This window comes from Sphingobium sp. MI1205 (assembly GCF_001563285.1).
Lineage (GTDB): Bacteria > Pseudomonadota > Alphaproteobacteria > Sphingomonadales > Sphingomonadaceae > Sphingobium.
This window is the reverse complement of the sequence record NZ_CP005190.1, coordinates 40,681-64,503: the sequence shown is the minus strand read 5'-3', so window position 1 is coordinate 64,503 and position 23,823 is coordinate 40,681. Positions and strand designations below refer to the sequence as shown.

Sequence of the window (23,823 nt, the reverse complement as noted above, 5' to 3'; positions counted from 1 at the left end):
CGGCCAGGTCAGAAGGATTGAAACGATGAGCCCGCGCAAAAACATCCTGATCGTCGGTGGCGGTGTGGCCGGACTCGACCTTGCGGGCCAACTGGCGGGCGCCCCGGCGAAGCGGCTGGGCCTTGACATACGCCTCATAGATCGTGAGCCGGCCCATGTCTGGAAGCCCATGCTCCATACGATCGCGGCCGGAACGGCCGACACCGGCGCCAACCAGACCGCCTATCTGGTTCAGGCTCAGCAGCGTGGCTTCCGTTTCGAGATGGGCGAAGTGATGGCCGTCGACCGCGCAGCGAAGCAAGTCCTTCTGGCGCCGCTCGTCGTCGATGGGGCGGAGATTCTCCCCGCGCGCAGCCTGCCCTATGACAAGCTGGTGCTGGCTGCGGGAAGCCGAGCCAACGACTTCGGCACACCCGGCGTCGTAGAGCATTGCATGACGATCGATTGCCGGCGCGAAGCCATTGCCTTCAGCGAGCGGCTGCGTGTCGCAATGCTTCAGGCGATCGCCTCGAACGACCATCTTTCGATTGCTATCGTTGGGGCTGGCGCGACCGGGGTAGAGCTTGCCTCCGAACTGGTGCGGCTGGCCGATGTGCTGGAACAGCATGGCGCTTCGGGAGCGCGAAGCGGGCTGAAAATATACCTTATCGAATCTCAGCCGCGCATTCTCGGCCCCTTTCCCGAGCGCGTAGCGCATGCCGCGCACACGGTCCTGGAGTCGCTGGGCATCGAGGTGTTGACGCAGGCGCGCGTTCTGGCGGGCGATGCCGATGGGTTCCAGCTTGCCGATGGACGCAGGATCGAGGCATCCATCAAACTCTGGGCGGCCGGGGTGCGTGCGCCCGAGTTTGTCGCTGCGATAGATGGCCTGGACGGCTCTGTTGCAAAGATTGGCGGCAGTCAGAGGTAGGCTGTCGCTCTGCGCCGATCAGGCGGCTGCTGCGAAATGGTGGTTGAGCATGCCCATGGCCTCCGTCAGCGCCGAGGGCCCAATGCCAAAAGCTCTCTCCACAAGGCGCACCTCGCCCCTGATGCCGGGCTGCAGGCACCAGGGGCGAGCCTGTCCTTTGCGCAGGGCTCGCATGACTTCGAATCCCTTGATCGTGGCATAGGCCGTGGGGATCGATTTGAAACCGCGCACCGGCTTGATCAGTATCTTGAGCTTTCCGTGATCGGCCTCGATCACGTTATTGAGATACTTCACCTGCCGGTGGGCCGTCTCCCGGTCCAGCTTTCCTTCGCGCTTCAATTCGGTGATCGCTGCACCATAGCTCGGCGCTTTGTCGGTATTGAGCGTGGCAGGCTTTTCCCAGTGCTTCAGGCCTCGCAGGGCCTTGCCCAGGAACCGCTTCGCTGCCTTGGCGCTGCGGGTCGGCGACAGGTAGAAATCGATCGTGTCGCCCCGCTTGTCGACTGCCCGGTACAGGTAGGTCCACTTGCCCCGCACCTTGACGTAGGTTTCATCCAGGCGCCAGCTCGGATCAAAGCCACGCCGCCAGAACCAGCGCAGCCGCTTCTCCATCTCCGGGGCGTAGCACTGGACCCAGCGATAGATCGTCGTATGGTCGACCGAAATGCCGCGTTCCGCCAGCATTTCCTCAAGGTCGCGATAGCTGATCGGATAGCGACAATACCAGCGCACCGCCCACAGGATCACATCACCCTGGAAATGGCGCCACTTGAAATCCGTCATCGTTCCGTCCGTCCAATCTCCGCCAAGCATGCTCAAGCTTCACGATTTTTGCAACAGAGCCGATGAGACGCCGCCGATCGCGATGCTGGCTCTGCTCGCCGAACAACTCGCCTGTACTGTCAACGATTTCTCTCTCTATGCGGATCGGTCCCCGACATTGCGGGAACATCGCGCGCAAGCCGAAGCCTGGCTCGGGATGCGCCCGTTTCAAATCCCTGACAGGCGAACGCTTTTCGACATTGCCATCAACGTTGCTGCATCGACCGACCGGGGGGAGGCCATTGTCATGGAAATGGTCCGCGCCATGCGGGAAAACAATGTGACCTTGCCTGCCAGCGATACATTCGAGCGCATCGCACTGGTCGCCCGCGCCCGTGCGCGAAAGTCGGCCTATGCCGGAATAGCGCGGGGGTTGTCCGCCCAGCAGAAGGACAACCTCGCGGGGCTGCTGGGTGCGGGAACGGTTCCGGGCAGGACAACATTGACCTGGCTTCGCGAATATCCTGAAGCGCCAAGCGCTGGTAATCTGGCGGCCGTCATCGACAGATTGGAGGTAGCCAGAGGTTTGTCCATCGAGCCGGATCGGGCGCGAACCATCCATGCGAACCGCTATGCAGTTATGGCCAGAGAGGCGGCCATCATGAGCGCACAGCACTTGTCGCGGCTTGATGACGTTCGCCGTACCGCCACCCTCTGCGCGTTCGCCATCGAAATGGAAGCGGCCCTGACCGATGCCGCCGTTTTCATGATGGAAAAGATGATCGGGTCAATGTTCCGGCGGGCGGAGCGAACCCGAACTGAACGACTGGTTGAGGAAGCGGGCCGCCTGAAGGAAATCGGCAAGGTCTATGCGGCGCTCGGCCGCCTGCTGATCGAAGGGCGCTGGAAACCGGAAGATCCACGGGATGCCATAGACCGGGAAATTGGCTGGCCAATCATCGAGCGCAGTGTTCACGAAACCGAACTGCTCACCAGCGGAGGCGAAGACGGGCTTGAAGATGTGCTTGAACGCTATCCGATGGTCCGGCGCTTTGCCCCATCCTTTCTGGCGGCGTTCTCATTCCGGGCCGCAAAGCCGGGTGATCCGGTGCTGGCCGCGATTGTCGTCCTCAACGATATGTACAGCTCAAACCGCCGGACACTGCCGCCCAATGTCCCGCTCGGATTTCTACGGGTCCGGTGGCGCAAGCTTGTACTGAAAGATGGCATTGTGGACCGCAGGGCCTATGAAATCGCCGTTGTCGTGCATTTGCGCGAGCGACTGGCCTCCGGTGCGATCTGGGTCGAAGGTAGCCGGGCCTATCGAACCTTGAGCGATTATCTGCTGCCCAAGCCCGCATTCGAGGAGATGCTGGCTGAGCGCAAAGTTCCGGTTGCGGTTGATGTTACCTTTACAGCCTGGCTTGATGAACGGCGGCAAAGGCTCAATGCCCGCATGGCCGAGGTGAACCGGAAAGCGTTAAATGGCGAGTTGCCCGATGCCGTTCTCGACGACAGCGGCCTTAAAATATCGCCCCTTCGCAATGCGGTACCCGACGACGCGGAAAACCTAAAGGCCCAGATCTACAGCCTGCTGCCGCGCATTCGCATCACCGACCTGCTTGCGGAAGTGGCGGTCTGGACCGGATTTGGTGATCGCTTCACCCATGTCCGCAGCGGCGATCCGCCGCGCGACAGTGCTGCATTGATGGCGGCCATTCTTGCCGACGCGACAAATCTGGGGCTGGCGCGCATGGCCGAAAGTTCGCAAGGGCTGACCCATGCCCGACTGATCTGGACGGCGCAGTGGCACATCCGCGATGAGAGCTATGCCGCAGCGCTCGCTTCAATCGTCGATTACCATCACGTCCTGCCGCACTCCGCGATCTGGGGACCGGGAACTGGGTCGTCGTCCGATGGCCAATTCTATCGCGCCGGTGCCAAGGGTGAAGCCCGTGCCGATTACAACGCCAAATATGGCTCTGACTCCGGCGTACTGTTCTACACCCATGTTTCGGATCGCTATATTCCGTTCCACAACAAGGTGATCGCCGCCAACGCTGGCGAAGCGGCCCACGTCATCGACGGCCTGCTCGACCACGAGAGCCAGCTCGACATCAAGGAACACGCGACCGATACCGCAGGCGCAGTCGATCATGTGTTCGGGCTGTGCCATTTGCTCGGATTCCGGTTCGCGCCGCGCATTCGTGATCTCAGCGAGAGGCGCCTTTATACCCTGACACCCGCAGCCGAATATGCCGCGTTCAATCAGTTGATCGGCGGAGCCATCAATGTGAAGGCCATCGAGGACGACTGGAAAGAGGTTTTGCATCTGGCGGCTTCGATCCGCACCGGCACGGTCAGCGCCTCGGTCATGCTGAAGAAGCTGGCGGGGTATTCCCGGCAAAATTCCCTATCACGGGCTTTGCGGGAAATCGGGCGGGTCGAGCGGACCTTGTTCATGTTGGACTGGCTTGACGACATTGATCTGCGCCGCCGCACCAACGCCAATCTCAACAAAGGTGAAGCCCGAAACGCCCTAGCCCGCGCCGTTTTCTTCAACCGGCTCGGCGAGCTGCGCGATCGAACATTTGAAAATCAGCGCCACCGGGCCTCGGGCCTCAATCTGGTATCGGCGGCGATCATCTTGTGGAACACGGTCTATCTTGGCCGGGCCGCCGAACATCTCCGGAATCAGGGCCGTGACATTGACGATATGCTGCTCAGCCACGCCGCACCACTAGGCTGGGAGCACATCAGCCTGACCGGCGACTATCTCTGGAGCGACATGAAATTGCCGGAAGACGGTTTTCGTCCGCTACGCACCCAAAACCGCCAATCTGAGGCTTAGCGTACGTTTACGACCAGATTCTGCGATGCTCCCTACCTCGCTTACATGCGCCAGGACATACGCTTCCATGCCGGCGAGGCGGTGACGTCGCGAACCTTTGCTGCGATCCTGTCTCGCCATCTCGACTGGCTGGTGACGGTCGATCCGCATCTCCATCGCTACCATGAATTGTCGGAAATCTACCGCATCCCAACCCAGGTTGTTCATGCCGCGCCGTTTTTGGCCTCGTGGATCAAGCGCAATGTCGCTCGCCCGCTGATCATCGGTCCGGACCTGGAAAGCGAACAGTGGGTCTCGCAGGTGGCGGCCGATGCCGATGCTCCGTTTCTCGTGTGCGAGAAAATCCGATCCGGCGACCGTCACGTCACCATCTCGATTCCGAATGCCCCAGCGTTTCTCGATCGCCAGCCGGTGCTGGTCGACGATATCGCCTCATCCGGTCGGACCCTCACCGAGGCGGCGCGCCAACTGGTCGGCATGGGGTTCGCGCGACCGGATTGCGTGGTCGTGCATCCGCTTTTTGCCGGCGATGCAGCGCAGGTTCTGGGTGGGCTTGTCGAAAGGATCGTCAGCACGAACGCGGTTGCACATGCGTCGAATGATATAGACGTCATGCCAGCGATCGCGGAGGCCGTTCGCCACCGGATTGAATGGCGTGCTGCGCGTCAGTTCTAAGACGGAAATGAACGCCCGGCAAACGCTGTGCGCGTCCTCATCCATTGACCCTAAACGAGTCCGAACCAATCTCCTGAGATCTCCCTTTCGGAGAAAATCGCGGCAGGGAAGGAGGATATGTCGTGTCGCACACACGCTCGTTCATCGATCCCCTCGACGTTGCTGGGCACCTGAAGCTTGAGCCCGAAGTAAAGCGCGCCACCCTGCTATCCTGGGCGTCCGATCGCGCAGCCGTCAAGGGCCAACCCGCCCCCTCGCCCGCCGGGCGCCAGTAACCCGCTGCCGGTCGACGATGTGATGGAAGCGTAGCGATGGCTCGATCGCGCCGAGGGCGGCGCGGGCAACTCGCATGCATCGTCCGGAGCAGAGACCCGGCAATGAGCCGCAGCGACCGCGGCATTGGTGTGAGCGGAGTAGCCGAACCCTCACAGTTTCGCTGTCCTTCGCCGTTTTGCCTCGCCAAATTTTTACTCTTGACCTGGGACCATAGTCCAACGTGCAGAGAAGTATCCCTTGAAGCGCTGCCCTCGCGGCACTGCGTATTGATCGATCTCGGGGGCTATGGGGAACAAGCGCGTCGTGCATATCGTCGATGACGAAGAGACAATACGAAAAGCACTAAGTTTCACGTTGCGGACCGCAGGGTTTGCCGTAGAAGCCTACGCTTCGGGGCCGGAGTTTCTGTTGAGCGCAGAGGACGCCGAGAAAGGCTGCGTGGTTCTCGACATGCACATGCCCGACATGGACGGCCTGCAGGTTCAGGCGGAGCTGACGCGACGCGGTATCGACATGCCCGTCGTGGTGCTGACGGGCAATGGCGATCCTACGCTCGCCGTACAGGCGATGAAGGCGGGCGCTGCCGACTTTCTCGCCAAACCGGTCGAGAAGGCCGCTTTGCTCGGCGCGATCGACCGCGGCTTCAGCTGGCTTGAGAGTATAGCCCGTCGTGCCTCCGAACAGGCCGACGCTCTTTCGAAAGCCGCGAGACTGACGCAGCGCGAACGGGCCGTTCTGAGAGGAATTTCGCGAGGCTATCCAAATAGCCTTATCGCAGATGAACTCGGCGTCACGTCGCGCACGGTCGAGCTGCATCGGGCCAGTCTGATGATCAAACTCAACGCGCAAAGCCTGCCCGACCTGTTGCGGATCGCTTTCGCCGTCGACCTGCACGAATCGACCGAAAACGGGCACCCCTAAAATTCTCGGCCGTGCGATGCCGGATGCTATGCGGATCGGGCCGCGGCCAGTTCGGCGATGATCGGACAATCCGGCCGCTCGTCGCCTTGGCAGCGCTCGGCCAGGTCGATTAGCGTGTCGCGCAGCGCCGTCAACGCCTCGGCTTTGCGCTGAAACTCATCGGCGCGGGCAAGGGCAAGCCGCTTCACCTCCGCGCTGGCACGGCCGGTATCGGCCCAAAGGCTGAGCAACGTGCGGATCTCCTCGATCGGGAAGCCGAGATCGCGGGCATTGGCGATAAACCGGAGGCGATGGAGGTCGCGCTCGCCATAGTCACGATAGCCAGCACCCCGACGCGCCGGCGCCGGGATGAGGCCGATCTTTTCATAATGGCGGATCATCCGCTCAGAGACGCCGCTCTGCCGTGACGTCTCGCCGATGTTCACAGTGCTTTCCGGTTGAGGCGCAGCGCGTTGGTGACCACGCTCACCGAAGAGAGCGCCATCGCCGCCGCCGCGATAATGGGCGAGAGCAGAATACCGAACAGCGGATAGAGCGCACCCGCCGCTACGGGCACGCCCGCGACATTGTAGATGAAGGCGAAGACGAGATTCTGGCGGATGTTCGACATGGTCGCTTGGCTGAGCCGCCGCGCCCGGACGATGCCAGTCAGGTCGCCCTTGAGCAGCGTGACGCCAGCGCTCTCGATCGCGACGTCGGTGCCGGAACCCATGGCGATGCCGACGTCGGCGGCGGCCAACGCGGGGGCGTCGTTGACACCGTCGCCGGCCATGGCGACCACCCGCCCCTCGCGCTTGAACTTCGCGACCACGGCGCTCTTCTGATCGGGCAGCACCTCGGCCTCCACCTCGTCGATGCCCAGACGCCGGGCGACCGCTTCCGCCGTCGTGCGGTTGTCGCCTGTCAGCATGACCACGCGAATGCCCTCCGCCTTGAGCGTGGCGAGCGCTTCTGGTGTCGTGGCCTTCACCGGATCGGCGATCGCGAAGGCGCCGCCGACTGTGCCGTCGACCCCGATGAAGATCGCGGTGGCGCCATCCCGGCGCAGCGCGTCGGCCTGGTCGGCGAGCGCCTCGGTGGCGACGCCCTCGTCACCGAGGAACCGCGCGTTGCCGAGAACGATCCTGCAGCCATCGACAGTGCCGAGCGCGCCGCGCCCGGTCGGCGAGTCGAAGTCGGTGACGTCGCTCGTGGCGATGCCGCGATCCTTGGCGGCCTCGACGATCGCCAGCGCGAGCGGATGCTCGGACGCCCGCTCGACCGAGGCGGCAAGACGCAGCAGCTCGGCTTCGTCGAAGCCGGGCGCCGGCACGACCTGGGTGACGGCAGGCCGGCCTTCGGTCAGCGTGCCTGTCTTGTCGACGACGAGAGTGTCGACCTTCTCCATATGCTCGAGTGCTTCGGCATTTTTGATGAGGACACCGAGCCCGGCGCCGCGGCCGACCCCGACCATGATCGACATCGGCGTTGCCAGCCCCAGTGCGCAGGGACAGGCGATGATCAGCACGGCGACCGCCGCCACCAGCCCATAGGCGAAGCGCGGCTCGGGACCCCAGATGCCCCAGGCGATGAACGCGACGGCCGCGACCGCGATGACCACGGGCACAAACCAGCCCGACACCTGATCGGCCATGCGCTGGATCGGCGCGCGCGAGCGCTGCGCCTCAGCGACCATCTGGACGATGCGTGCGAGCATGGTATCGCGGCCGACCTTGTCGGCGACGATCACCAGCGCACCGGTCTGGTTGAGCGTGCCGCCGATCACTGTGTCGGCCTTTGCCTTGGTGACGGGCATGGATTCGCCGGTGACCATCGACTCGTCGAGCGAGGAGCGGCCGTCCTCGACTACGCCGTCGACCGGCACCTTCTCGCCCGGCCGCACCCGCAGGCGGTCGCCCACCGCAACCAGATCAAGGCTGATTTCCTCTTCGTTCCCATCAGAACCGATCCGGCGCGCGGTCTTTGGTGCAAGGTTGAGCAGCGCCTTGATCGCGCCCGAGGTGCGTTCCCGCGCGCGCAGTTCGAGCATCTGGCCGAGCAGCACGAGGACGGTGATCACCGCGGCCGCCTCGAAATAGACGGCAACCATGCCGTCCTCGCCGCGGAAGGCCGGCGGGAACAGCTGAGGCGCGAGCGTCGCGATGACGCTGTAGATCCAGGCGACCCCGGTCCCCATCGCGATCAGGGTGAACATGTTGAAGTTGCGGGTCTTGAGCGAGGCCCAGCCACGCTCGAAGAACGGCCAGCCCGCCCACAGCACGACGGGTGTCGCCAGCACGAACTGGATCCATACCGAGATAGACATCGGCACGAGGCGATGGATCGCGGGAAAGACATGCGCGCCCATCTCGAGGATCAGCACCGGGAGAGCCAGCACGAGGCCGACCCAGAAGCGCCGCGTGAAATCGACTAGCTCGTGGCTGGGGCCGCTGTCGGCGGTCACGGTCGCGGGTTCGAGCGCCATGCCGCAGATCGGACAGGACCCGGGATGGTCCTGGCGGATCTCGGGATGCATCGGGCAGGTCCAGATCGTGCCTTCGGGCGCCGCGACCGGCGGCGTCGGCGGGCCGAGATAGCGCTCGGGATCGGCGATGAATTTGGTCCGGCAGCCCGCGCTGCAGAAATGATAGCTTTCACCGCTATGCTCGGCGTGATGCGCCGTGGTCGCCGGGTCGACGGTCATGCCGCAGACCGGGTCCTTGACGCCGGTCGCCGCTTTAGCGGTGCCGTGGCCGCCGCAGCAACCGCCGCCATGCGCCGCTCCATGTGTCTCGTTCATCGCCTCGCTCCTTTCGACGCCTGACGATCTAGGGTCTGACACCGTGTCAGGGTCAATACGTAATCGCCTAAGCGGCCAAATCGGCGGGCCCGTTCGCTTGGCCGCCATCAGGCCGGGGAGCACGCCGTCGGCATTGGGCTGGGTATCGTCGATGCCATCGAGCCGCTGCACGGTCAGGCGGAAGGCGAGCCGCATGAGACCCGTGCTGGCGGCCATAATCGGCGATTACCAGGCGCCAATCCGGGCGCAGCATGGCAAGCATGGCGGCACGCCACCGCTTCTCCCGCGCCCACAGGCGGATCGCGCGATCATAGTCTTTCGTCGATCCAGTCCCGCGCGGCGGGGTGTACGATTGCATTGGCTTCTCCCAACGCGAGGCGTTCGAAACGATAAACTACATCGACATGGGTGGCGACAGTGTCCCCAGCCAGGCGACCAGCCCGAGAATGACGATCGCAAGACCGCCTTCGACGACGAGGCTCGCCCGCAACAGCGCCTGCGCCCGGGGCGCGTCCTCTTCCTCGATCGCCTGCGCCAGTGCCGGGGTCAGGCGGTAACGGTTGAGCGCGGCCAGGCCCAGCATGCCGGCGAAGAGCAGCAGCTTGGCGATGAGCAGCAGGCCGTAGGTCGACTGCCCGAGAGACGCGATGTTGCCCGGGCCGACCAGGAACCAGCCGTTCACCGTCCCGGTCAGGATCAGCAGGGCGACGATGATCGTGCCGACGAGGGAGAAGCCCCGCAGCGCTTCCTCGGCGAGCATGACCCGGTCCATGTCTTCAGTGGCGAGATCATCGGTTGCGAGCCTGGTAAGAACCAGCGCAAGGAATGCGGCAAGCGCGCCGACCCAGGCGCCCGCGGCGAGCAGATGGATGAGATCGGCCCCCAGTTGCAGCCAGCCCGCCTCGCCTTCGCCGGCCGCGCCATGCCCGCTCCAGGCGAGGGTCGCGAGCGCGACCGCGCCTGCCAGAGTGGACGCGATAAAGACAGGACGGGATTGCCGGCGATAGAAGGGGATGCAGAGCAGAAGAACAAGAAGCGCGACAAGACGCGCCTTCAGCGCCGTTCCCATGGACGTGCCGTTGATGAGGTCTGCGACCATGGATAGATCAGGCTGGGTGAGCGGCAGGCCGGTCATGGCCGCAGCCTGCAACGCGAACCCCAGCGCCGACAGCAAGAGGGCGAGACAGGCGAGACAGGCCACCATTGCCGCCATCGGCATATGCCGCTGAACGATCCGGCCGCCGCCAGGCGCATAGAGCGCGAACAGCGGCAGGCCGAACAGCAGGCCGAGATCGACGTAGAGTGCCCAGCGGACGGCGACGAGTGCCACGTCGTTCATGGCTTCACTTGACGGTAAAGGCGAGATTTCCCTGGATGCGGTGCGTGTCGGTCGAGACGACGTGCCAGGCGACCTGATAGCTGCCTGCCATGAGCGGCTTGTCGAGCGCCAGCACGAGCGTCTTGCCGCCTTCGACGGCCGTCTTGAAGCCGGTAACCGCCATGCGGTGGTTGGGCATGCCGGGCATGCCGGTCATCACGATCTCGGCGCCCGACAGCTTCGGCATCAGACCTTCACTGAAGGTGAGCGTGATACGCGAAGGCGCCGAGACGCTGGCGTTCGCGGCGGGCGTCGAGGACACAAGCTTGGGATGCGCGTAGGCCGGAGCAGAAACACTCAGGCCGACGGCGGCGATAACTGCGAGAGGCGAAAAGAAACGCATTGGAACATTCTCCTGTAGATCCCATGAGACAATACGCAGCCCGAGCCCCCACCCCTCGCAATTATTCTTTTCAATCTACAGCAAGGGTTCCTGGACCATCGTGCGTATTGAAGGATGAAGACGGAGAAGCACCATGGATGAACTTGACCACCTGCTCTCGCGGTTGCGCGATGCGCCTCTCGATCCCAGGCTCGGCGGCCTGGAAAGCCGGGTCATGGCGGAAATAGCGCGCATCCGGGCCATACCAAGCCTTGGCGCTATGACGTTCGGCATCGCGGCCGCAACCGCGCTGTTCATCGGAATTGCCGGCTCGGCAGTTCCGACACGGTCTGCTGATGCCAAACCGCTATCGCCCTTCGATGCTCGGCTCGCGCTTGCGCCCTCGACGCTGCTGAGCTCGCAGTGATGCGCGACCGCCGCCGGCTCCTGCTCCTCGTCCTGGTGACCTTCGCCGCGGCGATCGCTGGCGTTGTCATTGGCCGCGTCTATGTGGTTCCAGTGCGCCCGGTCGAAAATGAGCTGCACGAGCTGCTCCATCGCGATCTGAAGCTGAATTCAGCGCAACACAGCCGACTCGAGACAATCGAGAAGAACTACGCGATCCGGCGTCAAGCGCTGGAGGCCGAATTGCGCGCCGACAATGCGCGTCTCGCGGAAGCGATCGAAGCGGAGCATGGCTATGGCCCGCAAGTCGCAACTGCGGTGGATCGCTCGCACCAGGCCATGGGCGCGCTGCAGAAAGAAACACTTGAGCATATCTTCGCGATGCGGGCCGTGCTGCGCCCGGATCAGACGGACAAATTCGACGACGCCGTGGTGAAAGCGCTGACGGCCAAATCCGAATGACCGCGTGCCTCCCCGACTGCTCGGACGGGGAGCTCGCGGCTCTGGCGCTTGGAGGCCGGCAAGCGGCCTATGGCGAGCTGGTCCGCCGGCATCAAGGTTGGGTTCACCGGCTCGTGCGCAGCCATGTCGGATCTATGGATGAGGCATTGGATGTCACCCAGGCGAGCTTCGTCGCGGCCTTTGCCGCACTCAACCGCTATGACGTAACCCGACCCTTCCAGGTCTGGATGTCCCGGATTGTCATCAACAAATGCCATGACTGGCGGCGTCGGCGAGCGGTTCGAAATTTCTTTGCCCTAGCCCTACCGCTCGGCGAGGCGGACGGCGTCGCCGACGACGCACCGCTGCCCGATCAGGCGATCGGGGCCGAACAGCAGCTCGCGCAAGCAATGAAAGCGATTGCTGCCCTGCCGTCTTCCCTCAAGGACACGCTTATTTTGCGTACGATCGACGAGAAATCGGAAGCTGAAACCGCCGAAATTCTCGGGATCAGCCAGAAGGCGGTCGAAACGCGCCTCTATCGAGCTAGGGCACGCCTTTCGGAAATATTAAAGAAAGTTTGAGGGGGATGAGGCCATGCTGCGTATTCCCAATAGGTCCGCCCTCTTTCTTAAAGCTGAGACAACCGAATGATATCTGCTCTCGACCGCCGCCAGTTCCTTCGCGGAGCGGCCCTCGCCGGTGGTGGCGCCGCACTGTCAGCCTGGCTGCCGGCCTGGGCGCAGACGATCTCGCCGGGGATGCGCCCGACGCTGCCGACCGTGGCGGGCGAAGACATCACGCTCACCATCGCCCGGCAGTCGATGACCATCGACGGGCGCAAGTTCCGGGCAATCGGCCTCAACGGCACGGTCCCCGCCCCGCTGATCCGGCTGCGCGAGGGCCAGCGCGTGCGGCTCAACGTCGTCAATCAGCTGGAGGAGGACAGCTCGATCCACTGGCACGGGCTGATCCTGCCGGCCAATATGGACGGTGTGCCGGGCGTGTCTTTTCCGGGCATCAAGCCGGGCTCGAACTACCTCTACCAGTTCTCCGTCGTGCAAAGCGGCACCTACTGGTACCACAGCCATTCAGGCCTGCAGGAACAGGAAGGCCATTACGGCCCGATCATCATCGATCCCGCCGGTGCCGATCCGGTCGCCTATGACCGCGAGCATGTCATCGTGCTCGCCGATCACAGCGCGCTCTCGCCGCAGGCGATCTTCCGGCGCCTCAAGGTCAACCCCGGCCATTTCAATTTCCAGCGCCAGACCCTGGCCGGGCTCCTGTCGGGCAAGGATCAGCCGCTCAAAGACCGGCTCGACTGGGGCCAGATGCGGATGGACCCGGCCGACATCTCCGATGTGACCGGATCCACCTACACCTATCTCGTCAACGGCCATGGTCCGATGGACAACTGGACCGCGCTCTTCACCCCGGGCGAACGGGTGCGGCTGCGGGTCATCAATGCGTCGGCGATGACCACCTTCAACGTCCGCATCCCCGGCCTGCCGCTGACCATCGTCCAGGCCGACGGGCAGAATGTGGTGCCGGTCACCGTCGACGAGTTCCAGATTGGTGTTGCCGAGACCTACGACGTCGTTGTCAGCCCAGGCGATGACAAGGCCTACACCCTTGTCGGCGAGGCGATCGACCGCTCGGGCATGGCGCGTGCCACGCTCGCGCCGCGCGCCGGCATGGCCGGCGAGGTTCCCCCCTTACGCAAACGGCCGCTCGCCGACATGAAGGACATGGGCATGGACATGTCCTCGATGCCGGGCATGGAAGGCATGGACATGTCGGGCGGCGCTATGCGGGGCGTCGATCCGACGGCCGAGAAGAACGCGTCCGCGCGCCTCGCGACCGGCGCGGCGGCAGCGATGGCGACCATGGACAATAGCGCCATGGCAGGCATGGATCATTCGGGGATGGATCATGGATCGATGGCCGGCATGGACCACGGCGCGATGGGCGCCGATGGCCAGATGGCGGGCATGGATCATGGCGGGCACGCGATGGGCTCGATGAAGATGCGCGACTTCTCGAACGCGCCGCAGGTGAAGCGCGACCCGAGCGTCCAGACCATCTCGCCGATGCCCGTAGACCGCACCGGCGAGCCCGGCCAGGGCCTCGCCGACGTCGGCCACAAGGTGCTTGTCTACAGGGACCTGATGGCGCTCGATCGCAATCCGGACGTGCGCGCGCCGAGCCGCAGCATCGACATTCACCTCACCGGCAACATGGAGCGGTTCATGTGGTCGTTCGACGGCGAAAAAATGTCGGACCATCACGAGCCGATCCCCTTCATCGAAGGCGAGCGGGTGCGCGTCAATCTCATCAACGACACGATGATGGGGCATCCGATCCATATTCACGGGCATTTTTTCGAGCTGGTGACGGGGCATGGCGATCATGCGCCGCGCAAGCATACGGTGATCGTCCAGCCCGGCGGCAAGGTGACCTGGGACTTCACCGCCGACGCGGTCGGCGACTGGGCCTTCCACTGTCATCTCCTCTACCACATGCATGCAGGGATGATGCGGGTCGTGAGCGTCCGTCCGAAGGGAGACGCGTAATGACCCGCATCCTCACGCCGCTGGTGAGCGCGATCGCCCTTTTCGCTGCCGCGCCCGCCTTTGCCCAGGATCATTCGATGCACGGCATGCCCGGCATGGCGCCGCCGGGCGAAGTGGCGCCGGCGCAGGAGAAGAAGAAGGACAAGGCCGCCGCCAGGCCGCGCGCTCAGACACCAGCGCCGGACGCCACCTCGGCGATGGACCATTCGCAGCACCAGGCCAGTCCTGCGCCGCAGGGAGATGCGGCCGGTCAGCCGCAACCCGCGTCTCCCGCGATGCCGGAGATGCCGGGTATGGACCATTCGCAGCATGGCCAGACAACGATGCCGGGAATGCCCGCCATGCCCGGCATGCAAATGACCGGCACGGCGCTTCCGGCCGGCAATGCGCCCCCGCCGCCTCCCCCAAGCGACCACTTCGCCGATCGTGATTTTCCCGGCGGCGAGATGGCGCGCTCGCGCGACATCATGATGAAGGATAGCGGCGGCAACAATTTCGGGCAAATGCTGCTCAACCTGTTCGAGTATCAGGCGCATAGCGGCCGCGATGGCTATCGCTGGGATGGCGAAGGCTTTTACGGCGGCGACATCAACCGGCTCTGGCTCAAGAGCGAGGGCGAAGGCGAGTTCGGCCGCGGCATCGACAGCGCCGAGGTGCAGGTGCTCTACAGCCGGGCCATCGACCCCTATTTCAATCTTCAGGGCGGTATCCGCCAGGACTTCGGCCGCGGGCCCGACCGCACCTACGCGACGATCGGCGTCGAGGGCCTGGCTCCTGGCATGTTCGAGGTCGAAGGCGCGCTGTTCCTCTCGACCAAGGGCGATGTTCTGGGCCGGGTCGAGGGCTATTACGACCAGCGCATCACCCAGCGCCTGATCCTCCAGCCGCGCGCCGAGGTCAATTTCGCCGCACAGGATATTCCGGAGAACGACATCGGTTCGGGGCTGGTCAACATAGAGCTCGGCGCGCGCCTGCGCTACGAATTCAGCCGCCAGTTCGCGCCTTACATCGGCGTTTCCTATCTGCGCAAAGCCGGAGACACGGCGCGGCTGTCGAGGCTTGCGGGCGAGGACGTCCATGCCACCAGCTTCGTCGCCGGCGTTCGCTTCTGGTTTTAGCATCAGGACGGCTGATGGCGGGGGCGAACAAGAGAGCGGGGCGTTACACTCATACCCAGGTCGGCCGGCGCCGAGCGAAGGAGATACGCCATGGACCATTCGTCCCACATGAACACCCGGAAGATGGGCGCCTATTGGAGCCTTGCCGTTCAGACCGTCATCAGCGGCGTCATCATGTATCTGGTGATGTTCGTCATGATCGACGGGCTCGACAGCTTCTACAACAACCTCAACATGCTCTACATGACGCTGATGATGGTCGCGCCGATGGTGGTGCTGATGATCCTCGCCATGCGGCACATGTTCGCGTCGAAGGCCGCCAACATCGCGCTGATCGCCGCGTCGCTGGTCGCCTTCTTCGGCAGCTTTGCACTCATCCGCACCCAGACCACGATCGGCGACACGGCCTTTCTGCGCTCGATGATCCCGCACCATTCCGGGGCGATCCTGATGTGCCAGGAAGCAAAGCTCAGCGATCCGGAAGTCATCCGGCTTTGCGAATCGATCAAGCGCTCGCAGCGGCAGGAAATCGACGAGATGAAGGCCATACTCGCGCGGCGCTGAGTGGCACGGTCGGGCTACGCCCGGATACGTGCGCCCGGCCAGGTATGTGAGCCGGCCGATGGTCGACACGAGGCGCGGGGCGGACGAGATTGCAAGCGACGTAGCGCGGCTTGCGCCGCTGTTCCTGCGACAGGCTGGCGGCCACGTCCTGACGCTGCTCGATCCTTCCGGGATCGTGCTGAGCTATAATGAAGAAGGCGAGCGTGCCGAATGCTGGCCGCTCGATCGCGTTCTGGGACAGCCCCACGACCTGTTCTACCCGCCAGACGAGATAACGGCAGGACGGCCCCGCGCCGACTTGGACGCCGCTCTGCGCGAAGGCACTCTGGAGCGTGAAGCCTGGCGAGTCTGCGAGAACGGCTCGGAATACCTTGCGCGATTGACCATCACTGCGCTGTTCGAAGACGACGCCCATCGAGGCTTTGCCTGCATCAGCCGGGATGTCACCGACGAGGCGGCGGTCCGGGCTTCAAACGAAACGCGCGAGCAGCATCTGCAATCGATCCTGGCGACCGTACCTGATGCAATGATAATAATCGACGAGGCCGGCGTCATCACCTCGTTCAGCGCTGCTGCCCAGCGCATGTTCGGCTATTCGGAAGCCGAGCTCGTCGGGCAAAATGTCTCCTGTCTTATGCCTCAGCCCGACCGCGACCGGCACGACGAATACATCGCGCATTATCTGCAGACGGGCGAGCGCCGGATCATCGGTCTGGGCCGCGTCGTTGTGGGTCAGCGCCGCGACGGCTCGACCTTCCCGATGCAGTTGTCGGTCGGCGAGGCCGGTGAAGAGGGCCAGCGGCTTTTCACAGGGTTCATCCGGGATCTCACCGCCAAGGAGCAGGATGAGCTCAGGCTCAAGGAACTGCAAGCGGAGTTGGTTCATGTCTCGCGGTTGAGCGCGATGGGTACGATGGCCTCCACGCTTGCTCATGAACTCAATCAGCCGCTCGCCGCAGTGGCGCTCTATCTCGAAACCATTCGGGACATGCTCGCTGTCCAGGATGATGAGCCATTCGTCTCTCTTCGGTCCGTAATGGACGATGCCGCTCAGGAGACGCTGCGCGCTGGCCACATCGTCCGGCGCCTCCGCGACTTCGTCGCACGCGGTGAGGTCGACAAGAGTTTGCACGACCTGCCGCAAGTCATCACCGAGGCAAGCCAACTGGCACTGGTCGGCGCGCGCGAGCGGGGCATCCGTAGCTTCTTCGCAATCGACCCCGCAGCCACGCCGGTCCTCATCGACAGGGTGCAGATCCAGCAGGTGCTCGTAAACCTGATGCGCAACGCCGTTGAGGCCATGGCAGAATCATCGATCCGCGACCTCAAAGTCGCGACGAGTTTGCGTGCCGACGGCCTTGTCGAGGTTACGGTGGAGGATACCGGCCCCGGGATCGCGGAAGAAATTCGCGAACAACTGTTCATGGCGTTCACATCGACGAAGGCCGACGGCATGGGCCTTGGCCTCTCGATCTGCCGGACGATCATCGAAGCACATGGCGGCCGCATCTGGATGGAGCGCTCCGACCGAGGCGGCACGTGCTTTCGCTTCACGCTGATCCACGCGCGGGCGGAGGAGGAACATGGGGGATAGACGCATCATTCATCTGGTCGACGACGAGGAGAGCATCCGCAAGGCGGCAAGCTTCGGGCTCAAAACCGCGGGCTATGATGTCATCGCCTACACCTCCGGAGTGGAATTTCTCAGGACAGCGAAGTCCGCTGAAGTAGGCTGCGTTATCTTGGATGTGCGGATGCCTGAAATGGACGGTCTCCAAGTCCAGACCACTATGGCTGCGCGTGGGATCAACATGCCGGTCATCGTCCTGACCGGCCACGGCGATGTGTCGGTAGCTGTGCAGGCTATGAAAGGCGGCGCGATTGACTTTCTCGAAAAGCCCTTCGAGAAGGCTGCCCTGCTCGAGGCCGTGAGGCGCGCTTTCGCTCGTCTCGACGATGTCGACCTTCGCGCGCTGGAATCGTCGGAAGCCGAGGTGCGGGTTGCTGCCTTGACCCCCCGCGAGCAGGAAGTGCTGGAAGGATTGGCGAACGGCTTGCCCAACAAGACGATCGCCTATGATCTGGGTTGCTCATCCCGGACGGTCGAGGTTCACCGCGCCAGCCTCATGGCCAAGCTCGAGGTCCGCAATCTCTCTGAGGCGTTGAGGATCGCCTTTGCTGCCGGGTTCGGTCGCAAGACGTGATAACTGCGCCCTCTACGTAGCGACGAGGATGCCGCATCGTGCGAGCCATTGCCGTGATGCAACAGGTCCTCATGTCGCGCGAGATGTCTTCGTTTTCTGACACACAAGGTGATGGGCGCTACACCATCCTCGTCTCCGACGACGACCCGGGTGTTCGGCGTGCCCTTCAGCTTCTCCTTAGATCCCGTGGCTACTGCGTCTGTAGCTATACAAGTGGTAGCGCGCTTTTGGCCGATTCGCGTGCCAAGCGAGCCAATTGCCTGATTGTTGATTATCGCATGCCGGACATTGATGGCTTTTCGATCCTGCGCCAACTCCGATCGCTGGGCTGGTCCGGATGCTCCATCATGATTTCGGGCTTCCATGACGAGGTTCTCGCCCGCCGCGCTGCCGACGCGGGCTTTGATCACATGATCACTAAACCACTAAGGAGCCGTCTACTCCTCGAGGCAATCGGCCGTCACAGACGCCTCTCGTCGAATGAGTAAATGGACCGCGTCCGACCGCCAACGCTAAAGAGGCCAGGTGGGGACACGAGCACGTCGTTTTTCCAGAGGAAACCAACCCAGCTGCGCCCAAGGGCCTTGCCCGCGGCTGGGCTCATTTGTCACAGCAACACATCTTGGATAGTGGTGGACGGTACGATTCATATCGATTTACGCGCTCCCCTTATCCGCCTGACGAATTAGCACCTGAAGAGGGCCGTTTCCAAGCTAGTGGCAGGACCACAAGCAGCAGGAGCGACAGGCCGGCAATGCTCCAGAGGACGAGAGGCTGAGCGCCGGGTGCGGCGAAAGCGAGCGCCACGGGCGCCAGTGCCTGCCCGATGCTGGCAGCCGAATGCTGGAGGCCAAGCCTCACCCCTGAGGCCGCCGCAGAACCGCTGATCCAGAAGCTTGTGACCAATCGCAGGCTCGCCGAGCTCCAACCGGCGACCAGGATGAACACGCTCATATCGGCTATGCTTGATGCGAGTGGAAAGGCAACGAGCGCCGCTGCCAGCAAACCGAGCGTCAATCCGGCAAGACGCCCGGGAACCTTCACTAACCAATCGAGCCTTGCATGAAAGATCTGCGCCGCCAGCATGCCGAATCCGCAAAGACTGAGCATCCAGGCGATCTGCTCGCGGCTCAGCGAGACCGCACTGCGCGTCATCAGGAGATTGACGTGCATAGCGGCAAGCCCGGCCCCCGCAGCGATCGTGATGAGTAATAGGACTCCCGTGGCGCAGACTGTCGGCGGCGGCGGATCTCCTGAGTCGAGGCAGTGCGCACAGCGGCCTGGCAGGCTTACAAGGCAAAGCGACCCCGCGACGGTGCCGATGCTGGCAGCAACGATCATGAGCGGCGCGCCGGGCATGATCGCAACGGAGGCTTCCGCCAAAAGCGGTCCGCCGAGGTCTCCCAAAAATACAGACCCCGTCAACCAGGTGAAACGCCGCGCCTGCTCCCCACGGCTGACCGCGGCGAAACTCGCACTGAGCAGCGCAAGCGGTATGATGGCGGCGGCCGCCATCCCCGCGACCGTGCGCAAAACGTAGAGAGTCGGCAGAGCTACGAGGCCAACTGGTGCAGTCACCATCGCGAGGATAATGAGCGCTGTGCGCAACATGACGCGGTAGTCGACCCGGTCGGCAATCCAGCCCCAAAGCGGTGCCGCCACCAGTGCTGCCAGCGGGTGGACGGCGGTCAAGCTCGCGACATGAAAATCATGCGCTGAGGAAAGCCCGCCGGGATTTGGGTCGACCAGGGTCGGAAGGAAAGCGAGAATGGCCGTCTGCCCTGCCGAGGCCGACACCGCCGCGAGCAGCAACACAATGAAGGAGGATTGACCACGCTTGCCATCGTGTGATTCGCCTTGGGGAACAAGCGGGTCAGCGGTTCGTCGGAGAGCCGGTATCACCACCAAGCGCGCAAGCCGATCACCAGCCGGTGTTCGGATGACCCCTCGCCCCGCAGGCGTCGGAAGCCCGCCGTGCCATCGAACGCACGCTCCCAGACGAAGCCGATATAGGGCGCGAACTTGCGCGACACCTCGTAGCGCAACCGTCCGCTCAGCTCGACATTGCTGAAGCCGCTGCCAAGCTGCCGATCTCTCGACCGCTTCGAATAGATATTGGTCTCTACCTGCGGTGTGAGGATCAACCGATTGGTGAACAAGACCTCATAGGACGCCTTGGCGCGCGCCGCGAGACGCCCATCGGTTCCTACATAGCCGGTGAGCTGGACGTCGAACCAATAGGGCGCCAGTCCCTCGACGCCGGCGGCCAGCCAGGTGGTCGCACCCTTGCCGAGATCCTGCCTGACCCCGAGCAGCGTGCCCCAGAACGGGTTCTTGCTGTGCCACCACAGCGCCTCGACGCTGCTCTCCGGATCGAGACGTTGGTCGCGGGAGTTCTTGAGCCCCTGGCTGCGCAGCCAGAGCTTGTCATTGTCCTGACCCTTGGTGACGAGCACGGTCCAGCCCACGCCCTGACCCTCGTTGCCGCTGGTGAACTCAAGCTCATCGACAAGTATCTTGGGGATTGAGAGCTTGTCGGCCATCTCATAGCCCGGCAGCGTCGAGTTGCGGTAGCCGTCGGCATAATCGTCCGAGTTGCGCGCGTCCGGCGGGGCCTGGCCGCCCTGCATCGAGCCCATGTCCATCGTGGCGCCGTTACCGGACGCCTTCGTGTCGGTCATATCCATGCCCGGCATGTCCATGCCCGCATGGTCCTGAGAGCCTTGCGCGGAAGGAGTGTGCGGAGCGGGAGTGGCCGTTTGGGCAGGGGTGGTGGCGGGCGACGGGGGCGAGGCATCCTGCGCGAGGGCGGGGGCCGTGATCGCCGGCGCCAGGAAGAGGGCAGCGCCAAGAGCGATGCCGCGCGAGGGGAAAATCCGGATCATGCGACCACCACCTCCCGGAACATGCCGGCCGCCATGTGATAGAGCAGATGGCAATGGAAGGCCCATCGGCCCATGGCGTCGGCGGTGACGCGGAAGCTCACCCGTTGGGCGGGCTGGACCACCACCGTATGCTTGCGGACCTGGAAGGCGCCGTCCGGGCCTTCGACATCGCTCCACATGCCGTGCAGATGCATCGGATGCGCCATCATCGTGTCGTTGACGAAGGTGACGCGCAGCCGCTCGTTCGGCCTGAAATGGAGCGGCCTGGAATCGTTGAGCTTGATGCCGTCGAGCGACCAGATGAACCGTTCCATATTGCCCGTCAGATGCAGCTCGATGTCGCGCTCGGGCTCGCGCGGGTCGGGATCGCCGCCCGGCGTGCGCAGATCGGCCAGCGTCAGCACGCGCCAGCCGCGCCCGCGCAGCCCGGCGCCGGGATCGTCGAGATTGGTGCGCGGATAGTCGACGCGCATGTCGGTATTGGCGCCATATTCGGTGCGGGCGTGCCGTGCCCTGGCCGGCATCTCGGTCATGCCGTGCCCGGCATGCGCGTCGCCTCCCATTGCGCCCATCGTCGCCATCGCGCCCATCATGTCGACCGGCTCGAGCCAGGTCCGGGCATCGAGCGGCGGCACGGCTGCCGCCATGCCCGGGGCCGGTGCGATCGTGCCACGCGCATAGCCGCTCCGATCGATCGCCTGCGCGAAGATGGTGCGGGCGCCGCCCTCGGGCATGGTGAACTCGACGTCGTAGGTCTCGCCCGGGCCGATCCGGAATTCCTCGACCGTGACCGGCTCGACCGGCTGCCCGTCGGTCGATACGACCGTCAGCTCGACCCCGGGGATCCGCACGTCGAAGAACGTCGCCGTCCCCGCGCCGACGAAGCGCAGGCGCACGCGCTCGCCGGGCGCGGCGATACCGGTCCAGTTGCCGGCGGGCGGCGCGCCGTTCATCAGATAGGTGTAGGTCGCGGCAGAGACATCGCTGTAGTCGGTCGGGTTCATCCGCGAGCTGTTCCACATCCGCCGCCGCTCGAGCGCCTTGCCCAAGCCCATGGTGCCGACATCCTTGAGGAAATCGCCGGCGGTCGGCTGCGCAAAATTATAGTAGCTGCTCTGCTTCTTGAGATTGAGGAAGATCTGCAACGGCGGCTCGTCCGACCAGTCGCTGAGCACGATGCAATAGTCGCGATCGGGCGCCCGCGCCGTCGGCACCTGTTTTGGCTCCACGATGATCGCTCCATAGAGTCCCGTCTGCTCGGCGAGCGTGTGAGCGTGATACCAGTAGGTTCCGCTCTGGCGGACCTCGAAGCGATAGGTGAAGGTCTCGCCCGGCGCGATGCCGGCAAAGCTGATGCCGGGCACGCCGTCCATCTCCGCCGGCACGATGATGCCGTGCCAATGGATGCTCGACATCTCCTTGAGGCCGTTGCGTACGCGCAGCGTGACCGTGTCGCCTTCGCGCAGGCGCAGGACCGGCGCGGGCACGCTGCCGTTCACCGCGGTCGCGATACGGCGTTTGCCGGTGAAGTTGACCGGCAGCTCGGCGATCTCGAGGTCGAACTCGGTCCCGCTCAGCTCAGCGGGCAAGGTTGGTGCGGATCGCGCGAGAAGCGCCGGGGCGAAACCGGCGACCGCGCCGCCGATCGCCAGCCCCTGGACGAAACGGCGCCGCGCGATCGGCCGGATATGTAAGGGAGACATGAACTGTACTTTCGCGAAGTCGGGTTCAGGCGAGGTCGAGGACGATCCGGCCCTCGATGTCGCCATGATGCATGCGGGAGAAGACGTCGTTGATGTTCTCCAGCTTGTCTGCATGGACCGTGGCCTTGACCTTGCCCTCGCCGGCGAACGCCAGTGCCTCGAGCAGATCGAGCCGCGTGCCGACGATCGAGCCGCGCACGGTAATGCCGTTCAGCACGGTGTCGAAGATCGACAGCGGGAAGTCGCCCGGCGGCAGGCCGTTGAGCGCGACCGTGCCGCCGCGCCGGACCATGCCGAGCGCCTGCTGGAACGCCTTGGGCGAAACGGCGGTCACCAGCGCCCCGTGCGCGCCGCCAATGGCTTTCTTGAGCGCTGCCGAAGGGTCCTCGCTGCGCGCGTTGACCGTCAGTGTGGCGCCAAGGCGTGTAGCGAGGTCGAGCTTGCTATCGTCGATGTCGACCGCGGCCACATTGAGACCCATGGCACGGGCATATTGCACCGCCATGTGGCCGAGCCCGCCAATGCCGGAGACGACCACCCACTCGCCGGGCCGGGCCTCGGTGGCCTTCAGTCCCTTGTAGACGGTGACGCCCGCGCAGAGGATCGGCGCAATGTCGAGGAAGTCGACATTGTCGGGAAGGTGACCAACATAGTTGGGATCGGCGAGGACATATTCGGCAAAGCTGCCATTGACCGAATAGCCGGTGTTCTGCTGTTCGTGGCAAAGCGTCTCCCAGCCACCCAGGCAATGCACGCAGTGCCCGCAGGCGGTGTAGAGCCAGGGCACACCGACCCGGTCGCCTTCCTTCACATGGGTGACGCCGGCACCAACGGCGGCGACATGCCCGACGCCCTCATGGCCGGGAATGAAGGGCGGGTTGGGCTTGACCGGCCAGTCCCCTTCTGCCGCGTGCAGGTCGGTATGGCACACGCCGGTTGCCGCAATCTTGACCAGGACCTGCCCGGGGCCGACCGTCGGGATCGGCGCGTCCTCGATGACCAGGGGCTTGCCAAATTCGCGGACGACCGCCGCCTTCATGGTTTTCGCCATGT

Annotated in this window: 22 protein-coding genes and 1 pseudogene; 14 read left to right on the top strand and 9 right to left on the bottom strand. The window is 64.0% G+C overall.

Going from position 1 to position 23,823, the window contains the following annotated elements:
- Nucleotides 1-25 precede the first annotated feature (25 nt).
- Entirely contained in the window at nt 26-910 is an 885-nt protein-coding gene (locus K663_RS19475) for an NAD(P)/FAD-dependent oxidoreductase (protein ID WP_235589617.1), read from the top strand.
- Nucleotides 911-928: 18 nt separating this feature from the next.
- Here K663_RS19475 and K663_RS19470 read toward each other — a convergent pair whose 3' ends face one another.
- Nucleotides 929-1,693 carry an IS6-like element IS6100 family transposase gene (locus tag K663_RS19470; RefSeq protein ID WP_001389365.1) on the bottom strand — a complete coding sequence of 255 codons (765 nt, stop codon included), beginning with the start codon at nt 1,691-1,693 and terminating at the stop codon, nt 929-931.
- Between the two features lie 64 nt (nt 1,694-1,757).
- Here K663_RS19470 and K663_RS19465 point away from each other — a divergent pair.
- The 4 genes and pseudogenes from K663_RS19465 to K663_RS19455 form a co-directional block, all read left to right on the top strand.
- Nucleotides 1,758-4,523, top strand: a pseudogene (locus K663_RS19465) (Tn3 family transposase); the annotation flags it as partial.
- A gap of 45 nt (nt 4,524-4,568) precedes the next feature.
- Nucleotides 4,569-5,198 carry a phosphoribosyltransferase family protein gene (locus K663_RS19460; RefSeq protein WP_235589615.1) on the top strand — a complete coding sequence of 210 codons (630 nt, stop codon included), beginning with the start codon at nt 4,569-4,571 and terminating at the stop codon, nt 5,196-5,198.
- A gap of 122 nt (nt 5,199-5,320) precedes the next feature.
- The gene (locus tag K663_RS23500; RefSeq protein ID WP_335339112.1) at nt 5,321-5,473 is read left to right on the top strand and encodes a hypothetical protein; all 153 of its coding nucleotides are present in this window, start codon (nt 5,321-5,323) and stop codon (nt 5,471-5,473) included.
- 286 nt (nt 5,474-5,759) lie between these two features.
- The gene (locus K663_RS19455; RefSeq protein ID WP_007683376.1) at nt 5,760-6,395 is read left to right on the top strand and encodes a response regulator transcription factor; all 636 of its coding nucleotides are present in this window, start codon (nt 5,760-5,762) and stop codon (nt 6,393-6,395) included.
- 26 nt (nt 6,396-6,421) lie between these two features.
- On the opposite strand, the gene cueR is transcribed toward K663_RS19455, so the two are convergent.
- The 4 genes from cueR to copC all read right to left on the bottom strand — a co-directional run bounded on the left by cueR (nt 6,422) and on the right by copC (nt 10,895).
- Complete coding sequence (gene cueR / locus K663_RS19450) at nt 6,422-6,820, bottom strand: Cu(I)-responsive transcriptional regulator (protein ID WP_022684257.1); 399 nt, start codon at nt 6,818-6,820, stop codon at nt 6,422-6,424.
- Entirely contained in the window at nt 6,817-9,174 is a 2,358-nt protein-coding gene (locus K663_RS19445) for a heavy metal translocating P-type ATPase (RefSeq protein ID WP_028056237.1), read from the bottom strand. Before K663_RS19445 ends, cueR begins: the two co-directional genes overlap by 4 nt.
- Nucleotides 9,175-9,568: 394 nt before the next feature.
- Nucleotides 9,569-10,513 (bottom strand): copper homeostasis membrane protein CopD, encoded by a 945-nt coding sequence (gene copD, locus K663_RS19440; RefSeq protein WP_022684259.1) that lies wholly within the window; start codon nt 10,511-10,513, stop codon nt 9,569-9,571.
- Between the two features lie 4 nt (nt 10,514-10,517).
- The gene (copC, locus tag K663_RS19435) at nt 10,518-10,895 is read right to left on the bottom strand and encodes a copper homeostasis periplasmic binding protein CopC (protein WP_022684260.1); all 378 of its coding nucleotides are present in this window, start codon (nt 10,893-10,895) and stop codon (nt 10,518-10,520) included.
- A gap of 133 nt (nt 10,896-11,028) precedes the next feature.
- On the opposite strand from copC, the gene K663_RS19430 reads away from it, so the two are divergent.
- The 9 genes from K663_RS19430 (at nt 11,029) to K663_RS19390 (ending at nt 18,670) form a co-directional block, all read left to right on the top strand.
- On the top strand, nt 11,029-11,301 hold the full coding sequence (locus tag K663_RS19430; protein ID WP_004212738.1) for a hypothetical protein: 273 nt from the start codon (nt 11,029-11,031) through the stop codon (nt 11,299-11,301).
- A complete protein-coding gene (locus K663_RS19425) occupies nt 11,301-11,741 on the top strand; it encodes a periplasmic heavy metal sensor (protein ID WP_007683368.1) in 441 nt (146 codons plus the stop codon). Before K663_RS19430 ends, K663_RS19425 begins: the two co-directional genes overlap by 1 nt.
- The gene (locus K663_RS19420; RefSeq protein ID WP_007683367.1) at nt 11,738-12,304 is read left to right on the top strand and encodes an RNA polymerase sigma factor; all 567 of its coding nucleotides are present in this window, start codon (nt 11,738-11,740) and stop codon (nt 12,302-12,304) included. Before K663_RS19425 ends, K663_RS19420 begins: the two co-directional genes overlap by 4 nt.
- Before the next feature lie 66 nt (nt 12,305-12,370).
- A complete protein-coding gene (locus K663_RS19415; RefSeq protein WP_044663296.1) occupies nt 12,371-14,296 on the top strand; it encodes a copper resistance system multicopper oxidase in 1,926 nt (641 codons plus the stop codon).
- Nucleotides 14,296-15,414 (top strand): copper resistance protein B, encoded by a 1,119-nt coding sequence (locus K663_RS19410; RefSeq protein ID WP_030541627.1) that lies wholly within the window; start codon nt 14,296-14,298, stop codon nt 15,412-15,414. Before K663_RS19415 ends, K663_RS19410 begins: the two co-directional genes overlap by 1 nt.
- 90 nt (nt 15,415-15,504) lie before the next feature.
- Nucleotides 15,505-15,978, top strand: coding sequence for a DUF305 domain-containing protein (locus tag K663_RS19405; protein ID WP_013039091.1), 474 nt, complete (start codon nt 15,505-15,507; stop codon nt 15,976-15,978).
- 58 nt (nt 15,979-16,036) lie between these two features.
- On the top strand, nt 16,037-17,572 hold the full coding sequence (locus tag K663_RS19400) for a PAS domain-containing sensor histidine kinase (protein WP_062121692.1): 1,536 nt from the start codon (nt 16,037-16,039) through the stop codon (nt 17,570-17,572).
- Nucleotides 17,562-18,182: a response regulator transcription factor gene (locus tag K663_RS19395; RefSeq protein ID WP_062121691.1), complete on the top strand. Its 621-nt coding sequence runs from the start codon at nt 17,562-17,564 to the stop codon at nt 18,180-18,182. Before K663_RS19400 ends, K663_RS19395 begins: the two co-directional genes overlap by 11 nt.
- An 83-nt stretch (nt 18,183-18,265) precedes the next feature.
- The gene (locus K663_RS19390; protein ID WP_037486787.1) at nt 18,266-18,670 is read left to right on the top strand and encodes a response regulator; all 405 of its coding nucleotides are present in this window, start codon (nt 18,266-18,268) and stop codon (nt 18,668-18,670) included.
- 181 nt (nt 18,671-18,851) lie between these two features.
- Here K663_RS19390 and K663_RS19385 read toward each other — a convergent pair whose 3' ends face one another.
- The 4 genes from K663_RS19385 to adhP all read right to left on the bottom strand — a co-directional run bounded on the left by K663_RS19385 (nt 18,852) and on the right by adhP (nt 23,821).
- The gene (locus K663_RS19385; protein WP_231735490.1) at nt 18,852-19,997 is read right to left on the bottom strand and encodes an MFS transporter; all 1,146 of its coding nucleotides are present in this window, start codon (nt 19,995-19,997) and stop codon (nt 18,852-18,854) included.
- An 83-nt stretch (nt 19,998-20,080) separates the two neighbouring features.
- Complete coding sequence (locus tag K663_RS19380) at nt 20,081-21,067, bottom strand: copper resistance protein B (RefSeq protein WP_170825659.1); 987 nt, start codon at nt 21,065-21,067, stop codon at nt 20,081-20,083.
- The gene (locus tag K663_RS19375) at nt 21,064-22,770 is read right to left on the bottom strand and encodes a copper resistance system multicopper oxidase (RefSeq protein ID WP_044663294.1); all 1,707 of its coding nucleotides are present in this window, start codon (nt 22,768-22,770) and stop codon (nt 21,064-21,066) included. The genes K663_RS19380 and K663_RS19375 overlap by 4 nt, the downstream gene beginning before the upstream one ends.
- A 25-nt stretch (nt 22,771-22,795) precedes the next feature.
- The gene (gene adhP / locus K663_RS19370) at nt 22,796-23,821 is read right to left on the bottom strand and encodes an alcohol dehydrogenase AdhP (protein ID WP_044663293.1); all 1,026 of its coding nucleotides are present in this window, start codon (nt 23,819-23,821) and stop codon (nt 22,796-22,798) included.
- Nucleotides 23,822-23,823: the final 2 nt, after the last annotated feature.

What these genes read in the sequence shown, in the direction of transcription:
- K663_RS19470 (WP_001389365.1), bottom strand. Translation starts at nt 1,693, where the DNA reads ATGACGGATTTCAAGTGGCGCCATTTCCAGGGTGATGTGATCCTGTGG.
- K663_RS19380 (WP_170825659.1), bottom strand. Translation starts at nt 21,067, where the DNA reads ATGATCCGGATTTTCCCCTCGCGCGGCATCGCTCTTGGCGCTGCCCTC.
- copC (WP_022684260.1), bottom strand. Translation starts at nt 10,895, where the DNA reads ATGCGTTTCTTTTCGCCTCTCGCAGTTATCGCCGCCGTCGGCCTGAGT.
- K663_RS19430 (WP_004212738.1), top strand. Translation starts at nt 11,029, where the DNA reads ATGGATGAACTTGACCACCTGCTCTCGCGGTTGCGCGATGCGCCTCTC.
- K663_RS19390 (WP_037486787.1), top strand. Translation starts at nt 18,266, where the DNA reads ATGTCTTCGTTTTCTGACACACAAGGTGATGGGCGCTACACCATCCTC.
- K663_RS19375 (WP_044663294.1), bottom strand. Translation starts at nt 22,770, where the DNA reads ATGTCTCCCTTACATATCCGGCCGATCGCGCGGCGCCGTTTCGTCCAG.
- K663_RS19475 (WP_235589617.1), top strand. Translation starts at nt 26, where the DNA reads ATGAGCCCGCGCAAAAACATCCTGATCGTCGGTGGCGGTGTGGCCGGA.
- K663_RS19415 (WP_044663296.1), top strand. Translation starts at nt 12,371, where the DNA reads ATGATATCTGCTCTCGACCGCCGCCAGTTCCTTCGCGGAGCGGCCCTC.
- adhP (WP_044663293.1), bottom strand. Translation starts at nt 23,821, where the DNA reads ATGGCGAAAACCATGAAGGCGGCGGTCGTCCGCGAATTTGGCAAGCCC.
- K663_RS19400 (WP_062121692.1), top strand. Translation starts at nt 16,037, where the DNA reads ATGGTCGACACGAGGCGCGGGGCGGACGAGATTGCAAGCGACGTAGCG.
- K663_RS19445 (WP_028056237.1), bottom strand. Translation starts at nt 9,174, where the DNA reads ATGAACGAGACACATGGAGCGGCGCATGGCGGCGGTTGCTGCGGCGGC.
- K663_RS19455 (WP_007683376.1), top strand. Translation starts at nt 5,760, where the DNA reads ATGGGGAACAAGCGCGTCGTGCATATCGTCGATGACGAAGAGACAATA.
- K663_RS19460 (WP_235589615.1), top strand. Translation starts at nt 4,569, where the DNA reads ATGCGCCAGGACATACGCTTCCATGCCGGCGAGGCGGTGACGTCGCGA.
- K663_RS19425 (WP_007683368.1), top strand. Translation starts at nt 11,301, where the DNA reads ATGCGCGACCGCCGCCGGCTCCTGCTCCTCGTCCTGGTGACCTTCGCC.
- K663_RS19420 (WP_007683367.1), top strand. Translation starts at nt 11,738, where the DNA reads ATGACCGCGTGCCTCCCCGACTGCTCGGACGGGGAGCTCGCGGCTCTG.
- K663_RS19405 (WP_013039091.1), top strand. Translation starts at nt 15,505, where the DNA reads ATGGACCATTCGTCCCACATGAACACCCGGAAGATGGGCGCCTATTGG.
- copD (WP_022684259.1), bottom strand. Translation starts at nt 10,513, where the DNA reads ATGAACGACGTGGCACTCGTCGCCGTCCGCTGGGCACTCTACGTCGAT.
- K663_RS19395 (WP_062121691.1), top strand. Translation starts at nt 17,562, where the DNA reads ATGGGGGATAGACGCATCATTCATCTGGTCGACGACGAGGAGAGCATC.
- K663_RS19410 (WP_030541627.1), top strand. Translation starts at nt 14,296, where the DNA reads ATGACCCGCATCCTCACGCCGCTGGTGAGCGCGATCGCCCTTTTCGCT.